Source organism: Pseudomonas sp. SED1, assembly GCF_034044025.1.
Taxonomy (GTDB): Bacteria; Pseudomonadota; Gammaproteobacteria; order Pseudomonadales; family Pseudomonadaceae; genus Aquipseudomonas.
In genome coordinates this window covers 1-20,691 of the sequence record NZ_JAXCIS010000162.1, presented here as the reverse complement: position 1 = coordinate 20,691, position 20,691 = coordinate 1, and the positions used below count along the sequence as shown (strand labels likewise).

General features: G+C 60.5%; 22 protein-coding genes. 13 read left to right on the top strand and 9 right to left on the bottom strand.

The features are described 5' to 3' along the window. Positions 1-481: 481 nt before the first annotated feature. Together rhtA and SNL23_RS20725 are read left to right on the top strand one after the other, a co-directional pair. Positions 482-1,369 (top strand): threonine/homoserine exporter RhtA, encoded by an 888-nt coding sequence (gene rhtA, locus SNL23_RS20730; protein WP_167665788.1) that lies wholly within the window; start codon positions 482-484, stop codon positions 1,367-1,369. A gap of 167 nt (positions 1,370-1,536) precedes the next feature. Beyond that, the gene (locus tag SNL23_RS20725; protein WP_076016657.1) at positions 1,537-1,818 is read left to right on the top strand and encodes a hypothetical protein; all 282 of its coding nucleotides are present in this window, start codon (positions 1,537-1,539) and stop codon (positions 1,816-1,818) included. 12 nt (positions 1,819-1,830) lie between these two features. Here the strand turns inward: SNL23_RS20725 and SNL23_RS20720 are convergent, their stop codons facing one another. Continuing rightward, on the bottom strand, positions 1,831-2,391 hold the full coding sequence (locus tag SNL23_RS20720; protein ID WP_318303326.1) for a TetR/AcrR family transcriptional regulator: 561 nt from the start codon (positions 2,389-2,391) through the stop codon (positions 1,831-1,833). A gap of 88 nt (positions 2,392-2,479) precedes the next feature. Between SNL23_RS20720 and SNL23_RS20715 the strand changes: the two genes are divergently transcribed. Both SNL23_RS20715 and SNL23_RS20710 read left to right on the top strand, forming a co-directional pair. Further along, positions 2,480-3,211 (top strand): SDR family oxidoreductase, encoded by a 732-nt coding sequence (locus SNL23_RS20715; protein WP_167665787.1) that lies wholly within the window; start codon positions 2,480-2,482, stop codon positions 3,209-3,211. 35 nt (positions 3,212-3,246) lie between these two features. Next, complete coding sequence (locus SNL23_RS20710; protein ID WP_318303323.1) at positions 3,247-3,837, top strand: 2-hydroxychromene-2-carboxylate isomerase; 591 nt, start codon at positions 3,247-3,249, stop codon at positions 3,835-3,837. On the opposite strand, the gene SNL23_RS20705 is transcribed toward SNL23_RS20710, so the two are convergent. Continuing rightward, positions 3,834-4,811: a zinc-dependent alcohol dehydrogenase family protein gene (locus SNL23_RS20705; RefSeq protein ID WP_318303321.1), complete on the bottom strand. Its 978-nt coding sequence runs from the start codon at positions 4,809-4,811 to the stop codon at positions 3,834-3,836. The genes SNL23_RS20710 and SNL23_RS20705 overlap by 4 nt on opposite strands. A gap of 135 nt (positions 4,812-4,946) precedes the next feature. Between SNL23_RS20705 and SNL23_RS20700 the strand changes: the two genes are divergently transcribed. Then, positions 4,947-5,855: a LysR family transcriptional regulator gene (locus tag SNL23_RS20700; RefSeq protein WP_318303320.1), complete on the top strand. Its 909-nt coding sequence runs from the start codon at positions 4,947-4,949 to the stop codon at positions 5,853-5,855. On the opposite strand, the gene SNL23_RS20695 is transcribed toward SNL23_RS20700, so the two are convergent. From SNL23_RS20695 to SNL23_RS20685, 3 genes are all read right to left on the bottom strand, one after another. Then, positions 5,848-7,656, bottom strand: coding sequence for an aminopeptidase P family protein (locus SNL23_RS20695; protein ID WP_318303319.1), 1,809 nt, complete (start codon positions 7,654-7,656; stop codon positions 5,848-5,850). The two genes, SNL23_RS20700 and SNL23_RS20695, sit on opposite strands and share 8 nt — an antisense overlap. Positions 7,657-7,692: 36 nt before the next feature. Next, the gene (locus tag SNL23_RS20690) at positions 7,693-8,853 is read right to left on the bottom strand and encodes a cysteine desulfurase family protein (protein ID WP_076016650.1); all 1,161 of its coding nucleotides are present in this window, start codon (positions 8,851-8,853) and stop codon (positions 7,693-7,695) included. A gap of 229 nt (positions 8,854-9,082) precedes the next feature. After that, complete coding sequence (locus tag SNL23_RS20685; protein ID WP_076016660.1) at positions 9,083-9,352, bottom strand: DUF547 domain-containing protein; 270 nt, start codon at positions 9,350-9,352, stop codon at positions 9,083-9,085. Positions 9,353-9,749: 397 nt separating this feature from the next. Between SNL23_RS20685 and msuE the strand changes: the two genes are divergently transcribed. The 4 genes from msuE to SNL23_RS20665 are packed head-to-tail and all read left to right on the top strand — an operon-like array spanning position 9,750 to position 13,818. Further along, positions 9,750-10,313, top strand: coding sequence for an FMN reductase (msuE, locus tag SNL23_RS20680; RefSeq protein WP_017476818.1), 564 nt, complete (start codon positions 9,750-9,752; stop codon positions 10,311-10,313). Between the two features lie 9 nt (positions 10,314-10,322). Beyond that, the gene (ssuD, locus tag SNL23_RS20675) at positions 10,323-11,468 is read left to right on the top strand and encodes an FMNH2-dependent alkanesulfonate monooxygenase (RefSeq protein WP_076016649.1); all 1,146 of its coding nucleotides are present in this window, start codon (positions 10,323-10,325) and stop codon (positions 11,466-11,468) included. A gap of 47 nt (positions 11,469-11,515) precedes the next feature. Further along, a complete protein-coding gene (locus SNL23_RS20670; RefSeq protein ID WP_167665782.1) occupies positions 11,516-12,703 on the top strand; it encodes an acyl-CoA dehydrogenase family protein in 1,188 nt (395 codons plus the stop codon). 11 nt (positions 12,704-12,714) lie between these two features. Beyond that, a complete protein-coding gene (locus SNL23_RS20665; protein ID WP_076016647.1) occupies positions 12,715-13,818 on the top strand; it encodes a sigma-54 interaction domain-containing protein in 1,104 nt (367 codons plus the stop codon). On the opposite strand, the gene SNL23_RS20660 is transcribed toward SNL23_RS20665, so the two are convergent. Continuing rightward, positions 13,810-14,172, bottom strand: a complete 363-nt coding sequence (locus SNL23_RS20660; protein WP_318303315.1) for an antibiotic biosynthesis monooxygenase — start codon at positions 14,170-14,172, stop codon at positions 13,810-13,812. The genes SNL23_RS20665 and SNL23_RS20660 overlap by 9 nt on opposite strands. A 90-nt stretch (positions 14,173-14,262) precedes the next feature. Between SNL23_RS20660 and soxR the strand changes: the two genes are divergently transcribed. Then, positions 14,263-14,712 (top strand): redox-sensitive transcriptional activator SoxR, encoded by a 450-nt coding sequence (soxR, locus tag SNL23_RS20655; protein ID WP_076016646.1) that lies wholly within the window; start codon positions 14,263-14,265, stop codon positions 14,710-14,712. Between the two features lie 37 nt (positions 14,713-14,749). On the opposite strand, the gene SNL23_RS20650 is transcribed toward soxR, so the two are convergent. The 3 genes from SNL23_RS20650 to SNL23_RS20640 are packed head-to-tail and all read right to left on the bottom strand — an operon-like array spanning position 14,750 to position 17,442. Further along, positions 14,750-15,520 (bottom strand): MetQ/NlpA family ABC transporter substrate-binding protein, encoded by a 771-nt coding sequence (locus SNL23_RS20650; protein ID WP_076016645.1) that lies wholly within the window; start codon positions 15,518-15,520, stop codon positions 14,750-14,752. A 29-nt stretch (positions 15,521-15,549) separates the two neighbouring features. Next, positions 15,550-16,215, bottom strand: a complete 666-nt coding sequence (locus SNL23_RS20645) for a methionine ABC transporter permease (protein ID WP_226478046.1) — start codon at positions 16,213-16,215, stop codon at positions 15,550-15,552. 3 nt (positions 16,216-16,218) lie between these two features. Continuing rightward, positions 16,219-17,442, bottom strand: coding sequence for an SfnB family sulfur acquisition oxidoreductase (locus SNL23_RS20640; protein WP_318303312.1), 1,224 nt, complete (start codon positions 17,440-17,442; stop codon positions 16,219-16,221). Between the two features lie 235 nt (positions 17,443-17,677). On the opposite strand from SNL23_RS20640, the gene SNL23_RS20635 reads away from it, so the two are divergent. The 3 genes from SNL23_RS20635 to dctA all read left to right on the top strand — a co-directional run bounded on the left by SNL23_RS20635 (position 17,678) and on the right by dctA (position 20,674). Continuing rightward, entirely contained in the window at positions 17,678-18,139 is a 462-nt protein-coding gene (locus SNL23_RS20635; protein ID WP_318303311.1) for a VOC family protein, read from the top strand. Positions 18,140-18,396: 257 nt separating this feature from the next. Next, positions 18,397-19,272, top strand: coding sequence for an alpha/beta fold hydrolase (locus SNL23_RS20630; RefSeq protein WP_076016641.1), 876 nt, complete (start codon positions 18,397-18,399; stop codon positions 19,270-19,272). Between the two features lie 97 nt (positions 19,273-19,369). Continuing rightward, complete coding sequence (gene dctA / locus SNL23_RS20625) at positions 19,370-20,674, top strand: C4-dicarboxylate transporter DctA (RefSeq protein ID WP_003207293.1); 1,305 nt, start codon at positions 19,370-19,372, stop codon at positions 20,672-20,674. Positions 20,675-20,691: the final 17 nt, after the last annotated feature.

Genomic DNA, 20,691 nt, shown 5'->3' with positions numbered 1-20,691 from the left:
CTGTCAAGCGGTTTTTTTAAGAAGCTTTCAAAGTTTCCTTTGTAACTTCAACCACTTGCGCTTCCGATCTCTCGTTAGCGGGAGGCGAATTCTACAGCGTTACACGCTGCTGTCAACACCTCTTTTTCTCCGCTTTCGACCGAGAAGATCGAACCGTTAATAGGGCCAAACAACACCGCCTTACTAACTCCTTCTGGGCTTCGATGATCTGAAGCAGCTCGCTGTCGAAACCTACATAACTCTTTGTTTACCAAGGAGTTTTCCATTTCGACTGCGCCGGAAGTGGGGCGAATTATAGACTTCCAGAATCTGCCGTCAACCCTTAATTTAGCTTTTCTATCAATCCATCCCGAGGATCACAGAATCCACCTATATATAGAGGAAAACTGGGCAAGCTGAGCAATATATTGCTCATCGCTGAACAGTTAAGCATCATAGTCACTTCTGCTACTTCAAATATGACCTTGGACGAACACCCTCAATGACCACTTCCCCCCGTAGCCTGGCCTCGACATTGTTTCCGGTCGGCCTGCTGCTCATTGCCATGGCCTCCATTCAATCAGGCGCATCACTCGCCAAAAGCATGTTCCCCATTGTAGGCGCCCAAGGCACCACCACCCTGCGCTTGATTTTCGCCAGCGTGATCATGCTGCTTCTATTACGTCCCTGGCGCGCCAAGCTCACAGCCAAGTCCCTCCAGACCGTGGTCGTCTACGGAATGGCCTTGGGCGGGATGAACTTCCTCTTCTATATGTCACTGCGAACCGTTCCACTGGGAATCGCAGTAGCCCTGGAGTTCACCGGCCCACTGGCCGTCGCCATTTATGCTTCGCGGCGTGCTGTGGACTTTCTCTGGATAGCCTTGGCCATCATTGGCCTTCTGCTGCTGATCCCCATGGGAGAAGCCAGCAACGGCATTGACCTGACCGGCGCCGCTTACGCACTGGGCGCAGGTGTGTGCTGGGCGCTCTATATTTTGTTCGGCCAAAAGGCCGGCGCTGACAACGGCGTACAAACCGCCGCCCTAGGTGTAATGATTGCCGCACTATTTGTCGCGCCGATCGGAATTGTCCACGCGGGCGCGGCATTACTCACTCCCTCCCTGATCCCGATTGCCATTGGTGTCGCCATTTTATCCACCGCCCTGCCCTACACCCTGGAGATGGTCGCCCTGACTCGCCTGCCCGCCCGCACATTCGGAACCTTGATGAGTATCGAGCCCGCGTTCGGCGCACTGTCCGGCCTGTTTTTCCTTCAAGAACACTTGTCCCTGGCGCAGTGGCTGGCGATCACCTGCATCATCCTGGCCTCCGTTGGCGCAACCCTGACCATGCGTAACGAATCAAAGCCACTCGTTCCTGCAGATTAATTCAGGATTTGACGTAGCTCTGGCATTTGCCGCTCAATTAGGCCATGTTTAGACCGTAACCCAGTGTCAGTCATGGAGAATTTAGATAAGGACATCATGAACGCTACAGTCGAGAGCGAGCAAAGCCAGCTTCGTGCTGTTAAGCGAGGCGGCTATTAAGGATAGGAATGAAGCGAATTTTGATGCTGTTGATGATTGTGGCGATTGCAGGTTGCGCCGCGACCACCAAGACCGAAGTGAAACGGGGGAAAAAGGGCCTGCATATCAACTGCTCGGGACTGTCCTCCTCCTGGGACAAGTGCTATGCCAGCGCAGCTAATTCATGTGGAGCCAAAGGCTATAAGGTCATCGCCAAGTCAGGCGACAACGCCGAAGACCCGGGCGACTACCCGTTCGGCCTCAACCCCGCCGGCTACACCAGCCGAAGCATGATTGTCATCTGCAAATAACTGTCGACGCTCTCATAGCTTCGCCAGCTGTTGACTAAGCACATCGTAGTTCGATGACAGGACCTGCGCCTGCACCTGTGGGCTGACCATCATCCGTGCCACTACCAGGGCACCGATGCATTGCGACAGGATCGACCACGCCAGGTCCTCGCTGCCCAAAGTTGCAGCCCACCCCGCCTGCAATCGGCAAATCCAGTCCTGCGCCTGTTGCCGTACAGCCACATCAGACCGCGCAATCTCCGCTCCCAGGCTCGGCAACGCACAGCCCACTTCCGACTGCTCCACATGGGCCATGCTCAAATAGAACTTCAGGCAGCGATCCAGCCGTTCCCGACTCTGCACACCATTGCCGTTCAAGCGCTCAAGGCTATGGCTCAATTCACGTTCGACAATCGAGCTGAACAATTCGTCCTTTGAGGCGAAGTGGCTATAAAAGGCACCGCCACTCAAGCCAATGGCTTTCATCAAGCCATCCACCCCGACGCTGGCAAACCCTTCTTTCTTCGCCAAGGCCGCACTGCTATCCAGCAGCTTCTCTTTGGTTTCCTGCTTATGACTGGCCGAATATCGCATCACTTCCCTCTCTGTTGTCCGCTTGACGCCTGTCGGATCGTAGCATAACGTTCGTTTGGCAAACGATCGTTTACTAAAGGATCTCCCCATGACGAACAACAAGAAGATCGTACTGGTAGTGGGTGCCGGCGATGCTACCGGTGGCGCCATCGCCAAGCGCTTTGCCCGTGAGGGTTATGTCGCCTGCGTTACCCGGCGCAGCGCCGATAAACTGCAACCCTTGGTGGAAAGCATCCACGCGGCAGGTGGAGAAGCGCATGGCTTTGCCTGCGATGCCCGCAAGGAAGAGGACGTCATCGCCCTGATCGAACAGATTGAAACCGAGTTGGGGCCCATCGAAGCCTTCGTCTTCAACATCGGCGCCAACGTACCGTGCAGTATCCTGGAAGAAACCGCCCGCAAGTACTTCAAGATTTGGGAGATGGCCTGTTTCTCAGGCTTCCTCAACGCCAGGGAAGTAGCCAAACGCATGGTCACCCGTAATCGCGGGACCATCCTGTTTACCGGTGCCACCGCCGGCCTGCGTGGCGCCGCCGGCTTTGCTGCATTTGCTGGAGCCAAACACGGGATCCGCGCGCTGGCGCAAAGCATGGCCCGCGAACTGGGCCCGCGAAATATCCACGTCGCCCACGTAGTCGTCGATGGCGCCATCGACACCGACTTCATCCGCGACAACTTCCCGCAAAAGTACGCCCTCAAGGATCAGGACGGCATTCTCAACCCTGAGCACATCGCCGATAACTATTGGTACCTGCATAGCCAGCCGCGGGACGCCTGGACCTTCGAGCTGGACCTGCGCCCTTGGAATGAACCCTGGTAAGCACGCCTCATAACAATAAACAGCGAGTACACAGCATGAGTAAAACCGTGGAGTTTTTCTTCGATCTCGGCAGCCCTGCCACCTATTTGGCCTATACCCAGCTTCCAGCTCTATGCGCTGCAAGCGGCGCCCAGCTGACGTATAAACCAATGCTGCTGGGCGGCGTGTTCAAGGCCACCGGCAATGCGTCACCGGCCACCGTTCCCGCCAAAGGCCGCTACATGTTCCAGGACCTGGCGCGCTATGCCCAGCGCTACAACGTTCCGCTCAAGTTCAATCCGCACTTTCCCATCAACACCTTGCTGCTGATGCGTGCAGTCACCGGCATTCAGATGCACCAGCCCGAGCGCTTTCTCGATTTTATCGACTGCCTGTTTCGCGCGCTTTGGGTAGAGGGCCGTCACTTGGGAGACCCGGCCGTAGTAGCCGCAGTACTCGCTGAACGCGGCTTCGACCACGAACACGTCCTGGCGTTGACCAATGACGACGTCGTAAAAGCCGCCCTCAAGGACAACACCGAGCATGCCATCCAGCGTGGCGTATTCGGAGCCCCGACCATGTTCGTCGGCGACCAGCTGTTCTTCGGCCAGGATCGACTGGAGTTTGTACGCGAAGCGCTGAGCTAAATTTCAATCACCAAACGCCCTTTAGCGCCGCCCGCGAGTAACTCGTACGCGGCGTGTGCCGTATGCAGGTCGAAATGACGCGCATCAAGGATCGGCTTGAGCTTCCCGGCGTCGATCAAGCGCGCCGTCTCGGCAAGTATGTGCCCGTGGTGCTCGCGCCCCTTGCCCGTCAGCATCGGCAGAAGGGTAAACACCCCGGAATACGTTGCTCCGCGAAACGACAACGGCGCCAGTCGATGGGAGCCCCAACCAAGACAACTCAGCACATGACCGAAATAGGTCCTCGCCGCCCGGAAGGACGCATCCAGTGTCGGCCCACCCACCGTGTCGTAAACAATGTCAAAACCCTCGCCCGCTGTGTGCGAAGCCACGTACTCCTCAACGCTCATCTGTTGATAGTCGATAAACGTCGCGCCGAGCCCTTCAATCAACGCCCGTTGCCTGCCCGAGCCGGTCGCAAACACCTCTGCGCCAAACGCGTTAGCCAATTGCGCCGCGACATGTCCTACACCGCCCGCACCACCCTGAATCAAAACTTTATGCCCGGGCCCTACATGGGCACGGTCCACCAACCCTTCCCATGCAGTAATCAGCACAAGCGGCAATGCCGCCGCCTCACGCATGCTTAGTGTCACAGGCTTTCTCGCCAACAGAAGCGCATCAACCACCGCAAATTCCGCCAAAGAACCCTGGATACCTCCAACTCCGGTTGCCAAGGCGTAAACCTCATCGCCCACTTTCCACTCGTAGACATCCGGGCCAACCCCCTCAACAATCCCCGCCAAGTCCAAGCCCATCACTGCCGGCAGCGGCTGACGGGCATGGGCCGCCTCACCGGCACGTATTTTCCCATCCAGCGGGTTGAGTCCACTGGCCTTGATCCTTACCAGAACCTCACCGGCACTCGGTATTGGCCGTGGAATCGTGACCAACCGTAACGGCCCATTCGCCACATCCACCATCAGAGCCTGCATTTTTGAGTTGTATCAGTCATGGTCGTGATCTCGGTTCATCAGGAAGTGAACGCCATGATGTCCCGGCCCATTCATGCCGATAAGGCGCAAAATCGCTATAGTGACCATGCTAATAAGGCATGAATTGGTAGCCCCATGGATAAGCTCAACGCAATGGCCATTTTTGTCCGGGTGATCGAGCGCGGGAGTTTTTCTGCGGTAGCCCGGGAGCTGCAGACCACTCAGCCAACCATCAGTAAAGTACTGCGTGCCCTGGAAACCGAACTGGGAGGCAAGCTGATTTCCCGCAGCACTCGCAAACTCTCCCTGACGGATGAAGGACAGCGCTACTACGGGCACTGCCGCCAAATCCTCGCGGCGGTGGATGCCGCGGAGCACAGCTTCCAATCCGGCAAGGAAGCGGTTGCCGGGCCGTTACGCATCGGCTCATCGGTCAGCTTCGGACGCCTGCACATTGCTTCGCGCCTGGCGGGATTTCTCGAACGATACCCGCAGGTAAACATCGACCTGCAACTCAACGATCAGAATCAGGACCTGGTCAGCGAAGGTCTGGACGTTACCCTGCGCATCGGCGAGTTACGCGACAGCGGCCTGATCGCCCGGCAGATCAGCACCACCCACCGAGTCACCCTCGCCAGCCCGGCCTATCTGGCCCGACACCCTGCACCGCAAACCCCGCAAGATCTGACCCAGCACAATTGCCTGCTCTTCAACTTGCTCAGCAGTCAGAACCAATGGGTTTACGAAAAGGACGGGGCGCGACACAGCGTCAAGATCATGGGCAACGCCCAGAGCAATAACTCCGAGGCCGTACGCGAGATGGTATTGGCGGGGCTCGGCATTGCGCTGTCGCCCCTGTGGTTGTTCTTTGATGACCTGACGGCCGGCCGAGTGGTCGCCGTACTGCAGGACTACACCCCGCAGTCGCTTCCGATTCACGCCGTTTCGGCGCCGAATCGTCGCCAGTCCGCCCGGGTCAAAGCCTTTATCGACTACATGGCCGATGCCTTGACCCAGGCGCCCGAGCTGCAGCCCCTCAGATAGCGGCCGTACGCCCCTGCAACCACTCCAGCGCAGCGCCACTGAGCAGCGGACTCAGGCGCTCGCGCACTTGCGCATGGTAGTCGTTGAACCACTGGCGCTCTTCCACCGTCAGCAGCGACGGCTCCAGGCAACGGGTGTCGATCGGGCACAGGGTGAGTGTCTCGAACTTGAGGAACTCGCCAAACTCGGTCTTGCCCGCTTCACGGTTCAACACCAGGTTCTCGATGCGCACGCCCCAACGGCCCGGACGGTAAGTGCCCGGTTCGATGGACGTAATCATGCCCGCCTGCATCGCCGTTTGCGGCGCAGCGACGGCTTGGTAGGCGATCACCTGCGGACCTTCATGCACATTTAGGAAATAACCTACGCCATGGCCGGTACCGTGGCCGTAATCCACGCCTTCAGCCCAGATCGGAGCGCGGGCGATGGAGTCCAGCAGCGGCGAAAGAATCCCCTTGGGGAAATGCGCGCGGGACAACGCGATCACACCCTTGAGCACACGCGTGCAATCGCGCTTCTGCTCTTCGCTTGGCGTGCCGATAGGCACCATCCGCGTGATATCGGTCGTGCCGCCCAGGTACTGGCCACCCGAGTCGATCAGCAGCAAACCATCGCCTTCGATCAGCGCGTGCTCTTCTTCAGTCGCGTGATAGTGCGGCATCGCACCGTTGGCGTTGAACGCGGCAATCGTATTGAAGCTCAACGACACATAACCCGGACGACGGGTACGGGCCGCGGTCAGGTGTTCATCAATGGTCAGCTCGGTGATGCGTTCGCGACCCAACGCGCTGTCGAGCCAGGCGAAGAATTCGCACAGGGCCGCACCATCCTGCTCCATGGCCTGACGAATATGCTCGGCGTCCGCCAGGCTTTTGCGCGACTTGGCCAAGGTGGTAGGGTTCAGGCCTTCGATCAGCGTCACGCCACTGCCGAGGTTTTCCAGCAAGCCAGCGGTCACCCGTGCCGGGTCGACCTGCACACTGGTGCCCGAAGGAATATCCTTCAAAGCCGCCGCAACTTCGCTGTAATCCCGCAGGGTCACGCCATCCTGTTCCAGCACGGCGCGAAGCTCGGCGTCGACCTTGCTCAAGGCCACAAACAACGTCGCCTGCTGCTGGCCGATCAAGGCAAAGGATACAAACACCGGGTTGAACGAAACGTCGCCGCCGCGCAGGTTAAACAGCCAGGCAATGTCGTCCAGGGTCGCGATGAAATGCCAGTCGGCGCCTTTCTCCTGCAGGCTGGAACGCAAGGCGGCGAGTTTTTCGCCACGGCTCACGGTGGCCTGCGGCGGCAAATGCTGATAGATCGGCTGGTTCGGCAAGGTCGGACGGTCTTGCCAGACTTCATTCAACAGGTCGATGTCCGTGCGCAAGCGTGCACCACGGGATTCCAACTTGCTGCCCAGGGTGCGCGCCGAGGCCACGGCCATAACCGCGCCATCCACGGCAACTACACCGCCTTCCGGGGTCTGCTCTGCCAGCCATTCCAGCGGCCCGGGCTGGCCGGGTTGCAGCTTGACCAACTCGATACCACTGCCTTTGAGTTCCTTGGTCGCCTGTTCCCAGTAACGGCTGTCTGCCCACACACCGGCGAAATCAGCGGTGACAATCAGCGTGCCCACCGACCCATGAAACCCCGACAACCACTGACGGCCCTGCCAGTAACCCGGCAGGTATTCGGACAAATGCGGGTCGGCCGACGGCACCAACAGGGCATGAATACCCTCGCGGCTCATCAGTTCGCGGGTGTGCGCCAGGCGCTGGGGAACCGTTCCATGGGTCAAAGGCTGTGTGCTCATCGTGTCTCCTGCTAACCACTAATAATTGTTATGGGGTCAAACGGCCCAGAAAGCCGGTGCGCTGGCCAGTGCGGCCTTGATCAACTGAACCGCCTGATCGATGTCCTGCTCGGTGGTAAACCGCCCGAGGCTCAAGCGTATGGTGCGACCTGCGCTGCGAGCATCATGGCCCAGCGCAAGAAGCACATGGGACGGTGCATTGCTTGCCGAATTGCAGGCCGAAGTGGCCGAGAAGGCAATGCCCGCGCTCAACGCGGCGGAATTGAATTCGCCCTCGCTGAACGTCAGGCTCAAGGTATGGGGAATACGTTGGGTAAGACTGCCATTGAGGCGCACCCCGGCAATCGTATTCAGCTGTTCCAGTAGGCGCTCGCGCAGGGCAACAATGGTCGCCTTTTCTTCAGCAAAGGACGCTGCCGCCAGGGCGAACGCCGTGCCCATGCCGGCGATCTGGTGAGTCGCCAGGGTGCCGGAACGCAAGCCGCCTTCATGGCCACCGCCGTGAATCTGCGCCAGCACTTTCTGCTGCGCACGTGGGCCGACGTACAGCGCGCCGATGCCCTTGGGGCCATAGAGTTTGTGGGCGGAAAATGACATCAGGTCCACCGGCCACTCAGCCAGGTCAATCGCGACCTTACCGGCGCCCTGCGCCGCATCCACGTGAAACAACGCGCCGTGTTCACGCACTCGCGCGCCAATCGCCTGGATATCGTTGAGGGTGCCCAGCTCGTTGTTCACCAGCATCAGCGACACCAGGAAGGTGTCTTCACGCAACGCTTCGCTCACCGCCTCGACGCTGATCAAACCCTCGGCGTCCGGCACCAGGTACGTCACCGCAACCCCGGCTTCCTGCAGCTGGCGGGCGGTGTCGAGCGTGGCCTTGTGTTCAATCTGGCTGGTGATGATATGCCCACCGGCCACGCCCCGCGCCTGGGCGACGCCCTTGATGGCGAGGTTGTTGGACTCCGTGGCACCGGAGGTCCAGACGATCTGTGCCGGCTCCGCGCCAACCAGTTCGGCCACTTGGCCCCGCGCCTGCTCAACCGTTTGCCGGGCCTGTTGGCCGAACGCATGGGAACTGGACGCAGGGTTACCGAAGTTGGCGTTGAAGCCCAGGCACTCGACCATCACCTGGATGACCCGCTCATCCACCGGCGTGGTGGCGGCGTAGTCGAAATACAGCGGACGTTTATTCATGACGTTAAAGACTCGCAGAGCATGTTCCCGAGAACAACGTCTCAGGGGCAGCGATCAGGAAGGAAGATGGTTTACCTGATTCCGTGCCGTTAAAGAAAGACCACTTTATTTAAAAGTGCGTAGGAACGCTCCTGAAATTCAGCTTAACAGGCTCCGGGAAACGGATGGCAAACAAAAAGCCCGAGGTTCCTGTGGGAAACCTCGGGCTTTTTCAGACCTCGCCACTGACTCAGCTGGGGCGACCGTGCAGCGTCATGCCGCGCTCGGCATTCATTTCACCCTGACGGTCGAAACCAAAGGTTTTCTGTGGCTGGCCGGTCAGTTCGGCTTTCTTCTGTTGGTATTCATCAAACGACAGGCCTCGACGGCTCAGGGCTTCCAGCGCCAGCTCCTTGCTCTCTTCCGCCGAGTAGGCCCGCAGTTCAGGCGACGAATGTGTCGCGCAACCGGCAAGGACTGAGGTGACAAGCAATACGGAAATGGCGAGAAAACGGTTCATGGCGAAGGTCCTGCGAAACGGGTTGAAGTCAATGAGCACAGGCTACTCCCGCCCCTGCACGGTGAAAAATCATCAGCCGTGATAGTCGCTATCAACCCTTGCGACACCTGTGATAGCCAAGTCTTATATTCCATGCAGATCTATAAATATGGAAATACGTTCATTTACGGAATAAACACAACCCTCTATAAATGGCTTCAACGCTCACGCCACTGTTCGCCTGGCAACTGTTGCTCAGGCAACAGTCATTCAACAAAACACCAGGCAGACAACACCGTCATTTTCCAACACCTGGCCCACAACCCGCGCCAGTCAAGGCCTGCGCAGCTTGGTACAGCTCTTGCTCAAGCCCTGCTACTGCTCTTGCCCTGAGCCACTGTTGAAAAAGGAACTGTTGATGACCCGTCCACTGAATGTCGTTGCCCTCTCCGGCGGAACCTGGCGCCCGTCCCGCACCCTGGTGTTGACCCAGGCCGTGCTGGCCGAACTGGCCAATCAATTGCCGATCCAGACCACCCTGATTGAACTGGGCGACATTGCCCGGCCACTGGGCGGCGCACTGTCACGCCAGGAACTGCCCGCCGACGTCGAGGCGCAACTGCACGCCATCGAACAGGCCGACCTGCTGATCGTCGCCGCCCCGGTGTATCGCGGTTCCTACCCAGGCCTGCTCAAGCACCTGTTCGACCTGGTCGACCTCAACGCCCTGATCAACACCCCGGTGTTACTCGCGGCCACCGGCGGCAGTGAACGCCACGCGCTGGTACTCGATCACCAGTTGCGCCCGCTGTTCAGTTTCTTCCAGGCCCTGACTTTGCCGATTGGCGTGTACGCCACCGAGGCCGACTTCACCGACTACCAAATAACCAGTGAGCCCTTGAAGGCCCGCATTCGCCTTGCTGCAGAACGCGCCGCGCCGTTGTTTGCCGCGCATCCCACCTCTCTGCTGAAAATCGCTTAAGGATTTGTCATGGATGTTTTCTGGTTTCTGCCTACACACGGTGACGGCCATTACCTGGGCACCACCCAAGGTGCTCGCCCGGTCACCCTCAACTATTTGAAACAAGTCGCCCAAGCCGCAGACAACCTCGGCTACCACGGCGTGCTGATCCCCACCGGCCGCTCCTGCGAAGACTCTTGGGTGATCGCCTCGGCGCTGGTGCCGCTGACCGAACGCTTGCGCTACCTGGTAGCGATTCGTCCGGGGATCATCTCGCCGACCGTCTCCGCACGCATGGCCGCCACCCTAGACCGCCTGTCCAATGGCCGCCTGTTGATCAACGTGGTGACCGGCGGCGACCCCGACGAAAACCGCGGCGACGGCAGTTTCCTCGATCACAGCGAACGCTACGAAGTGACCGACGAATTCCTCAAGATCTGGCGCCGCGTGTTGCAGGGAGAATCCGTGGACTTCGAAGGCAAACACCTGCGGGTGCAGAACGCCAAGGCACTTTACCCACCGGTGCAGAAGCCGTATCCACCGTTGTACTTCGGCGGTTCCTCCGACGCCGCCCACGACCTCGCCGCCGAACAAGTCGACGTGTACCTGACCTGGGGTGAACCACCGGCCGCCGTCGCGGAAAAACTCGCCGACGTGCGTGAGCGCGCCGCCCGCCACGGGCGCACCGTCAAATTCGGGATTCGCCTGCATGTGATCGTGCGCGAAACCGAGGAAGACGCCTGGAACGCCGCCGCCAAACTCATCGAACACATCAGCGACGAAACCATCGCCGCCGCGCAAAAATCCTTCTCGCGCTTTGACTCCGAAGGCCAGCGGCGCATGGCTGCGCTGCACGACGGGCGCCGCGACAACCTGGAGATCGCCCCTAACCTGTGGGCTGGCGTCGGCCTGGTGCGTGGTGGCGCGGGCACGGCCTTAGTGGGCAACCCCCAGCAAGTCGCCGAGCGGATCAAGGAATACGCGGACCTGGGCATCGAAAGCTTCATCTTCTCCGGCTACCCGCACCTGGAAGAGGCGTATCGCTTTGCCGAACTGGTGTTCCCGCTGCTGCCGGAACCCTACGCGAGCCTGGCCGGGCGCGGCGTCACCAACCTCACCGGACCGTTCGGCGAAATGATTGCCAACGATGTCCTGCCGGCAAAAGCCAAGGCCTGACTTGCCGTCTGCCGGGGTACGCCCCGGCACACCATGAGGAATCCCGCGTGACAGCCAAACCCAACAGCGTCCTGCCCTCCCCCTTGCAGACCGCCAAACTGCTGGCCGCCGAATTCGCCCTTACTGCGGTCGAACGCGACGAGCGCGGCGGCACACCCAAGACCGAACGTGACGCCCTGCGCCAAAGCGGCCTGCTGGCCCTGAGCATTCCCACCCAATACGGCGGCCTCGGCGCCCGGTGGAGCGAGACCCTGGAGATCGTTCGCGAGTTCGCCAAAGTCGACAGTTCCATCGCCCACGTTTTCGGCTTTCATCACCTGATGCTCGCCACCGTGCGGCTGTTCTCCCGCCCGGAGCAATGGCAACCCTGGTTCGAACAGACCGCGCGCAAAAACTGGTTCTGGGGCAACGCCCTCAACCCGCTGGACACGCGCACGGTGGTCAAAGCCTTCGGCGGCTGGCGCGAGTTTTCCGGCAAGAAAAGCTTCTGCTCAGGCGCCAGCGACTCGGAAATGCTGATCGCCTCGGCGGTGGATGAAAGCGCCGGCGGCAAGCTGCTGATCGCGGCCATCCCCAGCGGGCGCAGCGGCATCACTTTGCACAATGACTGGAACAACATTGGCCAGCGCCAGACCGACAGCGGCAGCGCCAGCTTCGAACGGGTACGCGTGGAGGAGTCGGAATTGCTCCTCGATCCCGGCCCGCTGAGCACACCCTTTGCCTGCCTGCGCCCGCTGATCGCCCAGTTGACCTTCACCCACATGTTCCTCGGCATCGCCGAAGGCGCTTTCGAAGAAGCAAGAAATTACACCCTGACCGAAACCCGGCCCTGGCATAAATCCACGGTACAGGACATTCGACAGGACCCGTACGTGCTCAACCACTACGGCGAATTCTGGGTCGCCCTTGAAGGCGTGCGCCTGCTGGTAAAGCGTGCCGCCGAACTGCTGGACCAGGCCTGGGCCAAGGGCCCGAGCCTCAGCGAAAGCGAGCGCGGCGAGCTGGCCATTGCCATCGCCACGGCCAAGGTCGCCGCCACACGCAACGGCCTGGAGCTGTGCAGCCGCCTGTTCGAAGTCACCGGCGCGCGTTCCACCCACGCCTCCCTGCGCCTGGACCGGCACTGGCGCAACCTGCGCACGCAAACCTTGCACGACCCGGTGGACTACAAACTCCACGAACTGGGGGACTGGGCGTTGAACCAGTCCCTGCCGATTCCCACGTTCTACTCCTAGAAGAGGTGCCCATGCAGCTTTTAACCCTACCGCCCTCGCCCGCTCTTGCGACCTCGATCCGCGCCACGGCCCAGGTCTTCGAAGACCCGAAATCCCAGGCGCTGCTGGCGCACATCCAGCAAGTCGCGCCTAGCGAAGCCAGCGTGCTGATCATCGGCGAAACCGGCACCGGTAAAGAGTTGGTGGCGCGCCATATCCACAATCTCAGCGCCCGGCGCAACCGACCGTTCGTGGCGGTAAACTGCGGCGCGTTTTCCGAATCCCTGGTGGAAGCCGAGCTGTTCGGCCATGAAAAAGGCGCCTTCACCGGCGCCCTCGGCGCCAAGGCCGGCTGGTTCGAGGAGGCCGATGGCGGCACCCTGTTCCTCGATGAAATCGGTGATTTGCCGATGGCAATTCAGGTCAAGCTGCTGCGAGTGCTCCAGGAGCGCGAAGTGGTGCGCCTCGGCTCACGCAAAAGCATTCCCATCGACGTGCGGGTATTGGCGGCCACCAACGTTCAGTTGGAAAAGGCCATCAACGCCGGGCATTTCCGCGAAGACCTGTACTACCGCCTCGACGTGGTCAGCCTCGAACTCAGCCCATTGCGGGACCGGCCCGGCGATATCCTGCCACTGACCCGACACTTTATCGAAGCCTACAGCCAGCGCCTGGGTTACGGCCCGATCACCATCAGCCGCGAGGCCGAGCAGAAACTCAAAAGCTACAGCTGGCCGGGCAATATCCGCGAGCTGGAAAACGTGATTCATCACACCCTGCTGATCTGCCGCAACGGCGTGATCGAACGCGACGACCTGCGCCTGTCGAACATGCGCATCGAGCGTCAGGACGACAGCCAGCACGGCATCGACAATAGCGCTGAAGCCCTGCTGGAACGCGCCTTTCAAAAACTCTTCGAGGAACAGGCCGGAGCCTTGCACGAAAAGGTCGAGGATGCGCTGCTACGCGCCGCCTACCGCTTCAGCCACTACAACCAGGTGCACACCGCCAACCTGCTGGGCCTGAGCCGCAACGTGACGCGTACCCGCTTGATCAAGATCGGCGAGTTGGCAGTGAACAAGCGCCGCCCCGGCGAAAACGTGCAGGGCGAGCGCATGTTGCACCTGTCAATTTAGGCGGCAGTGCAAAGCGTTGTCATGGCTGCGCTCGATACTGCGTAGCACCTGGAACGAACCAAAGGTCACCGCCGTGGCCTGATGGGCGCGTATCAGCGTCCAGAAATCTTCCTCACCGTGCTCAAAACACTTGAAGGCCGCCTCACCTTCCTCGCGGGAGCGCCATTGCAAGTAGCTGAGCACCCGGCGTCCATCATCGCTGACCTGCACGCTGGCATTGATAAAGCCGCCATGGCCCTGGGCCAGGCGCTCGCTTTGGGATGACAGGGCCGCTACCAACGCGGATTGCTGCTGAGGTTCGATCTGGAACTCGACCATCTGGGTAAAACTCAGACTCTTCTCTAATAGCTGCATGAACATTCCCCTCTCACTGTAGGCACAATCTTGCGATTCGATGCCACGCAGGGTAAAACCTCTAGTTAAGTCAAGGTCAAGGGCTATTTCATGGTCACCAAAGAACTCACCGTCGGCCAATTGGCGGCTCGCAGCGGCGTGGCCGTCACCGCCCTGCACTTCTACGAAACCAAGGGTTTGATCAAGAGCAGCCGCAACGCCGGCAATCAAAGGCGCTACTCGCGGGACGTGTTGCGCCGGGTGGTGGTAATCAAGATTGCCCAGCGTTTGGGCATCCCCCTGGCGACGATCCATGAGGCGCTGCAAACCCTGCCCGATGGCCGCACGCCCAACGCTGCCGATTGGGAGCGCCTGTCTGCGCTGTGGCGTGAGGACCTGGACCAGCGCATCGACAAACTGATGCTGCTGCGGGACAAACTCAGTGGCTGCATTGGTTGCGGGTGTTTGTCACTGGAGGCCTGCCCGTTGCGCAATCAGGATGACGTACTCGGTGAGCGCGGGCCCGGCGCTCAGCTGTTGGAGCCCAGCGTAAATCCCTGATATGGAAACCCGCTCCCACATTTGATCTCCATTAAGCTTAGAAGCCCGGAGCAATCTGTCCTTTATAACGGGTCAGGATGAACTGGCGCACTTCATCGGAGTTCAACGCCTTGGCCAGCTTCTGGATGCCCGGGTCGTTGATGTTGTCCGGGCGCGCTACCAGGTACTCGACGTACAGGCTCTTGCCCTTCTCGACGATCAACGCGCTGTTGGTGTCGATCCCCGCTTCCAGGGCGTAGTTGGCGAACACGAACGCCAGGTCCACCTGGCTCACGGAGCGGGCCAGCAACGCCCCCTCCAACTCACGAATTTTCAGGTGCTTGGGGTTTTCGACGATGTCCCGCGGGGTGGCCAAGGTATTGCTCGGGTCCTTGAGTTTGATCAGGCCGGCTTCATCCAGCAGCACCAAAGCGCGGCCGGTATTGACCGGGTCGTTGGGGATCGACACCGTGGCGCCGTCTTTCAACTCGGCAATGTTTTTGATCTTGGTCGAATAGGCACCAAACGGCTCAATGTGCACGCCGACCACCGGCACCAGATTGGTATGCCGAGTCTTGTTGTAGTCATCCAGGAACGGCCGGTACTGGTAGTAGTTGGCGTCGATGTTCTTCAGTGCCAGTTGCTGGTTGGGCTGGATGAAATCGGTGAAGACCTTGATTTGCAGGTCCACGCCTTCCTTGGCCAGCACGGGTTTTACGAACTCGAGGATCTCGGCGTGAGGCACGGGCGTGGCGCCGACGACCAGCGTCTCGTTGGCAAAGGCGTTGAAGGACAAGACAGCGGCCAAGATGGCCAGGGATTTTTTCATGGTTGCTCCGAAGGCATTAGTTATAGGAATCAACGGCGGCTGTAACGCGCCACCAAACGGTCCCCGGTCATTTGCAGGGCCTGCACCAGCACCAACAGCAGCAACACGGTGACCACCATCACGTCGGTCTGGAAACGCTGATAGCCATAGCGAATCGCCAAGTCGCCCAGGCCACCGCCACCGATCACCCCGGCCATCGCGGTGTAGTCCACCAGCACAATCGCGGTGACGGTGACCGCCGCCAACAGCCCTCCCCGGGCTTCCGGCAACAGCGTGTGGCGGATCACCTGCCAGGTGCTGGCGCCCATGGATTGGGTGGCTTCCACCACGCCACGGTCGACTTCACGCAAGGCGGTTTCCACCAGCCGCGCGAAGAACGGCGTACAGCCCACCACCAACGGCGGGATAGTGCCGGGCACGCCCAGCGAGGTGCCCACCAGCAAGGTGGTCACCGGGATCAGCACGATCAGCAGGATGATGAACGGCAGCGAACGCAACACGTTCACCACCACCGACAGCCCCCGATACACCACCAGGGTTTCGTGCAACTGGCGCTTGCCGGTGAGGAACAACACCACCCCCAGCGGCAACCCCAGCAGCACGGTAAAACCCAGGGCCGCAGTGAGCATGCTCAGGGTTTCCAGGCAGGCCTGGCCGATGTCGGCCCAGTAGATGTTTTTAAACAGCTCGGCCATGGTTCAGGACCAGTCGTGACGCGGTGGCTTGGCACCGTTGAGTAACCAGTTGCCCACCACGTGGTACTTCCAGCGCACCGGGTCATGCAGGGTGTGCACCCGGGCGTTGCGCCAGTGGCGGTCGAAGTTGTGCTTCTTCAAGGTGGAACGGGTGCCGCCGAGTTCGAAGAGCTTGTTGCTGGCTTCTATGGCGATTTCGGTGGTCAGCACCTTGGCCCGGGCGACAGCCAGGGAGGCGTGGGCAACGTTGTCTTCATCGGGTGCCGGGCGCGCGGTGTCCAGGGCTTTTCCGGCGCGCTCCAGCAAGGCTTCCGCCGCTTCCAGGCGAATATCCAGTGCACCGACCTGGATGATGGTCAACGGATCTTCACTGGCTTTCTCCACCCCGGCATCGATCCACGGGCGGGCGAATTGCTGGACGAACTGCACCGTGTCACGCAGCGCGGCACGGGCGATGCCGGCGTCTATCGCGGCGGTGGTCAATTGGGCGAAAGGTCCGGCCAGGGTCGGCGAATCGTAGGAGCGATGGGTAGGAAAAAGATTGAAAGCTGGCACCTTCAAGTCATCGGCCAGCACCGTGCCGCTGGACGTGGTGCGCTGACCCATGCTGTCCCAGTCGTCGACCACCACCAAGCCTTCAGTACCACGGGGCACGAATGCCAACTGCGCATTTTGCTGTTCATCCAGCGCCAGCACCGCGAGCCAGTGGGCGTACAGCGAACCGGTGCAATAACCCTTGCGACCGTTGATCACATAGCCGTCGCCTTGCCGGCGGATGGTCGCCTGGATGTCCTGGACGTTCTTGCCGCCAGTTTCCGACAGTGCATTGGCAAACCGATGCCCTTCCAGCGCCAGGCGAAAAAAGTACGCCTGCTGCTCAGGCGTACCTTGCAGGCGGATGTCTTCCAGCAGGCAGTAATGGTTCTGCGGGATCTGCCCCAGCGAAGGGTCGGCTGCCGAGATGATCGCTATCACCTGGACCAGCACCGCGTAGGACACCTGGGCGCCGCCAAACTCACGGGGCACGCTGATGCCCCACAGGCCGCTGTTGGAATACAGGTCGACGACTTCCGCGGGCACCTGGCGGGTACGGTCGCGTTCGGCGTCTTGTTCCAGTAACACGGCGGCGACCCGATGAGCAACGGTCAGGGCCTGGGCCTCGTCGCGGATCAGCTCGGCGTGGGGCGTGTGAATCGGGTAATCGGCAGATACAGGCAGTACAGACATACAACGCTCTCGGGCGAATGATTGACCTGAGCTATTGCAGCTTCTGTGCCTGAGGCGCCAGGCCCTCAAACACAAGGGTTTGCACCCGCCGTGGCCGTAGCAAACCGCCCATGGTGCAGCAAACTGCCGGTTTACTGTTGCCTGGCCAACACCTCGTCGGCTGCCCGCAGGCCACGGCGCACGTGGCCTATAGTGAAAAGGCCGTCCCTCCATAACCACAATCAAGGAGAACGATATGAGCGTTAAACCCATTCCCGAGGGCTATCACAGCATCACGCCGTACCTGGGTATCGAAAAAGCCGCTGAAGCCATCGAGTTCTACAAGAAAGCCTTCGGCGCCACCGAAGTCATGCGCCTGGACATGCCCGACGGCAAGATCGGCCATGCCGAACTGCGCATTGGCGATTCGGCGATCATGATGGCCTCGCCCTGTGGCGAGATGTCGTTCGGCAGCCCGGGAAAAGAACATCCCAGCGTGTGCCTGCATCTGTATGTGCAGGACGTCGACCAACAGTTCGCCCAGGCGATCAAGGCTGGCAGCACGGCGATCTCAGAACCCAAGGATCAGTTTTACGGTGACCGCTCCGGGACGTTGAAAGACCCGTTCGGGCATGTGTGGTTTTTGGCCACGCGCAAGGAGGATTTGACCGAGGCGCAGGTTCGCCAGCGTGCCGAGGCGATGTTTAAACAGGGCTAAAGCCTTGAATAACCCCTGTGGCGAGGGGGCTTGTCCCCCGTTGGAGTGCGTAGCGCTCCCGCTTTTTTTGGGGCTGCTGCGCAGCCCAACGGGGGACAAGCCCCCTCGCCACAGGTAAACCTGACCTCAGCAAAAGCCTGACCAGAACCAGAAAGCCGGCTTCAACACACTTCATGAACAACCCCTCCACGTTTTCCCCCTTGCCCCCGGCGCCGTGTGATTTCAGGATGCAGGCAATCATCACAAGGAGTCATTCCATGTTCGCCGGATTCCAAAAAGACCAGCGCCACGTCAACGGTGTGGACATCTGCTACCGCAAAGGCGGCACGGGTCCCGGCCTGCTCCTGCTGCACGGGCACCCGCAGACCCACGTCATCTGGCACAAGGTCGCCGAGCAACTGGCCGAACACTTCACCGTGGTCGCCGCCGACCTGCGCGGTTACGGCGACAGCAGCAAGCCCCCCGCCAATGACCACCACACCCACTACTCCAAACGCGAAATGGCCCGCGACGGCGTCGAATTGATGAAGGCCCTGGGCTTCGATGAGTTCTCGGTATTGGCCCACGACCGTGGCGCCCGTGTCGCCCATCGCCTGGCACTGGACCACCCAAAGGCCGTACAGCGCATGGTGCTGCTGGACATCGCACCGACCCTGTCCATGTACGCCCAGACCGACGAAGCCTTCGCCCGCGCCTACTGGCACTGGTTCTTCCTGATCCGCCCGGCGCCGCTGCCCGAGAGCCTGATCGAAGGTAACCCCGAGCTGTACCTGCGCAGCGTCATGGGCAGCCGCAGTGCCGGGCTCAAGCCGTTCACCGACGAAGCCTTCGCCGAATACCTGCGCTGCCTGAAACTGCCCGGCACCGCCACCGGCATCTGCGAAGACTACCGCGCCGCTGCCGGCATCGACCTTGAGCACGACCGCGCCGATATCGACAAAGGCAATCACCTGGAACTGCCGTTGCTGGTGATGTGGGGCGCCGAAGGTACCGTCGGCCGCTGCTTCGAACCCCTCAAGGAATGGCAGAAAGTCGCTACCGACGTAAGTGGCAAGGCCCTGCCGGCCGGCCACTATATCGCTGAAGAAGTCCCTGAGCTGTTGCTCGGCGAAGTCCTGACCTTCCTTCGCTGAGCCTTTATGCACCGCTGATCTGACCGCTCCCGCCCCGCAGGCTTGAAACAGCTGCGACGGGAGCGGCTTGCCCAAAAAACGTCTCGAGATAATAAAAATGACAATCAGAAAACTGCTGGGAACCCTGTATGTGCAAGTGATCATCGCCATTGTGCTGGGCGTGTTGATCGGCAACCACTGGCCCCAGGTGGGCATCGACCTCAAGCCCTTGGGCGACGGCTTTATCAAGCTGATCAAGATGATCATCGGCCCGATCATCTTCTGCACGGTGGTCTCCGGCATCACCAGCATGCACGACGTGAAGCAGGTGGGCCGCGTGGGCGGCAAGGCGCTGCTGTACTTCGAGATCGTCTCCAGCATTGCCCTCGTAATCGGCATCCTCGCTGCGCACCTGCTGCACCCGGGCGTGGGTTTCAACATCGACGTGAAGACCCTCGACACCTCGGCCATCGCCGGTTTCGTCGGCCAGGCCGAACACGGCGAAGGCGTCACCGGGTTCCTGATGCATGTGATCCCGACGACCTTCTTCGACGCCTTCTCCAAAGGCGAAATCCTGCCGGTACTGTTTGTATCGGTGCTGTTTGGTCTCGGGCTGGTGATGATCGGCGAGAAGGGCCGGCCCCTGGTGGGCGTGATCAACCAGGCCAGCGAAGTGTTCTTCCGTATCGTCGGCATGATCAGCCGCGTCGCACCAATCGGTGCGTTCGGGGCGATCGCCTTCACCATCGGCAAATACGGCCTGGGCTCGCTGCTGCCGCTGTTGAAACTGGTGGGCACGTTCTACGTCACCGCGTTTTTCTTCGTCGCCGTGGTGCTGGGCAGCATTGCCCGGTATGTGGGGTTCAGCATCTTCAAGCTGCTGACCTACATCAAGGCCGAGCTGTTGATCGTGCTGGGCACCAGCTCATCCGAATCGGCCCTGCCGCAACTGATCCAGAAACTCGAAAGCCTCGGCGCGTCCAAAGGCGTGGTGGGGATCGTGGTGCCCACTGGCTACACCTTCAACCTGGATGGCACCAACATCTATATGACCCTGGCGGTGCTGTTCCTGGCCCAGGCGACCAATATCGACCTGACGCTGGAGCAACAACTGACCCTGCTGGCGGTGGCGATGCTCACCTCCAAAGGCGCGGGTGCGGTGGTGGGTGCAGGTTTTGTCGCGCTGGCCGCGAGCCTCGCGGTGGTGCCCACGGTGCCGGTGGCGGCGATGGTGCTGATCCTGGGTGTCGACCGCTTCATGGCCGAGTGCCGTTCGCTGACCAATATCATCGGCAACGCCGTGGCTGCGCTGGTGGTGGCCGCCTGGGAAGGTGAACTGGACCGCGAGAAAATGGCCCCCATCGCCCTCAAGCATGGCCGCCATGCGCGGGCCGCCGCACAGGCGAAGATCGCCGCCGAGTAAACCTTAAACACCGATAC

What these genes read in the sequence shown, in the direction of transcription:
- rhtA (WP_167665788.1), top strand. Translation starts at nt 482, where the DNA reads ATGACCACTTCCCCCCGTAGCCTGGCCTCGACATTGTTTCCGGTCGGC.
- SNL23_RS20725 (WP_076016657.1), top strand. Translation starts at nt 1,537, where the DNA reads ATGAAGCGAATTTTGATGCTGTTGATGATTGTGGCGATTGCAGGTTGC.
- SNL23_RS20720 (WP_318303326.1), bottom strand. Translation starts at nt 2,391, where the DNA reads ATGCGATATTCGGCCAGTCATAAGCAGGAAACCAAAGAGAAGCTGCTG.
- SNL23_RS20715 (WP_167665787.1), top strand. Translation starts at nt 2,480, where the DNA reads ATGACGAACAACAAGAAGATCGTACTGGTAGTGGGTGCCGGCGATGCT.
- SNL23_RS20710 (WP_318303323.1), top strand. Translation starts at nt 3,247, where the DNA reads ATGAGTAAAACCGTGGAGTTTTTCTTCGATCTCGGCAGCCCTGCCACC.
- SNL23_RS20705 (WP_318303321.1), bottom strand. Translation starts at nt 4,811, where the DNA reads ATGCAGGCTCTGATGGTGGATGTGGCGAATGGGCCGTTACGGTTGGTC.
- SNL23_RS20700 (WP_318303320.1), top strand. Translation starts at nt 4,947, where the DNA reads ATGGATAAGCTCAACGCAATGGCCATTTTTGTCCGGGTGATCGAGCGC.
- SNL23_RS20695 (WP_318303319.1), bottom strand. Translation starts at nt 7,656, where the DNA reads ATGAGCACACAGCCTTTGACCCATGGAACGGTTCCCCAGCGCCTGGCG.
- SNL23_RS20690 (WP_076016650.1), bottom strand. Translation starts at nt 8,853, where the DNA reads ATGAATAAACGTCCGCTGTATTTCGACTACGCCGCCACCACGCCGGTG.
- SNL23_RS20685 (WP_076016660.1), bottom strand. Translation starts at nt 9,352, where the DNA reads ATGAACCGTTTTCTCGCCATTTCCGTATTGCTTGTCACCTCAGTCCTT.
- msuE (WP_017476818.1), top strand. Translation starts at nt 9,750, where the DNA reads ATGACCCGTCCACTGAATGTCGTTGCCCTCTCCGGCGGAACCTGGCGC.
- ssuD (WP_076016649.1), top strand. Translation starts at nt 10,323, where the DNA reads ATGGATGTTTTCTGGTTTCTGCCTACACACGGTGACGGCCATTACCTG.
- SNL23_RS20665 (WP_076016647.1), top strand. Translation starts at nt 12,715, where the DNA reads ATGCAGCTTTTAACCCTACCGCCCTCGCCCGCTCTTGCGACCTCGATC.
- SNL23_RS20660 (WP_318303315.1), bottom strand. Translation starts at nt 14,172, where the DNA reads ATGCAGCTATTAGAGAAGAGTCTGAGTTTTACCCAGATGGTCGAGTTC.
- soxR (WP_076016646.1), top strand. Translation starts at nt 14,263, where the DNA reads ATGGTCACCAAAGAACTCACCGTCGGCCAATTGGCGGCTCGCAGCGGC.
- SNL23_RS20650 (WP_076016645.1), bottom strand. Translation starts at nt 15,520, where the DNA reads ATGAAAAAATCCCTGGCCATCTTGGCCGCTGTCTTGTCCTTCAACGCC.
- SNL23_RS20645 (WP_226478046.1), bottom strand. Translation starts at nt 16,215, where the DNA reads ATGGCCGAGCTGTTTAAAAACATCTACTGGGCCGACATCGGCCAGGCC.
- SNL23_RS20640 (WP_318303312.1), bottom strand. Translation starts at nt 17,442, where the DNA reads ATGTCTGTACTGCCTGTATCTGCCGATTACCCGATTCACACGCCCCAC.
- SNL23_RS20635 (WP_318303311.1), top strand. Translation starts at nt 17,678, where the DNA reads ATGAGCGTTAAACCCATTCCCGAGGGCTATCACAGCATCACGCCGTAC.
- SNL23_RS20630 (WP_076016641.1), top strand. Translation starts at nt 18,397, where the DNA reads ATGTTCGCCGGATTCCAAAAAGACCAGCGCCACGTCAACGGTGTGGAC.
- dctA (WP_003207293.1), top strand. Translation starts at nt 19,370, where the DNA reads ATGACAATCAGAAAACTGCTGGGAACCCTGTATGTGCAAGTGATCATC.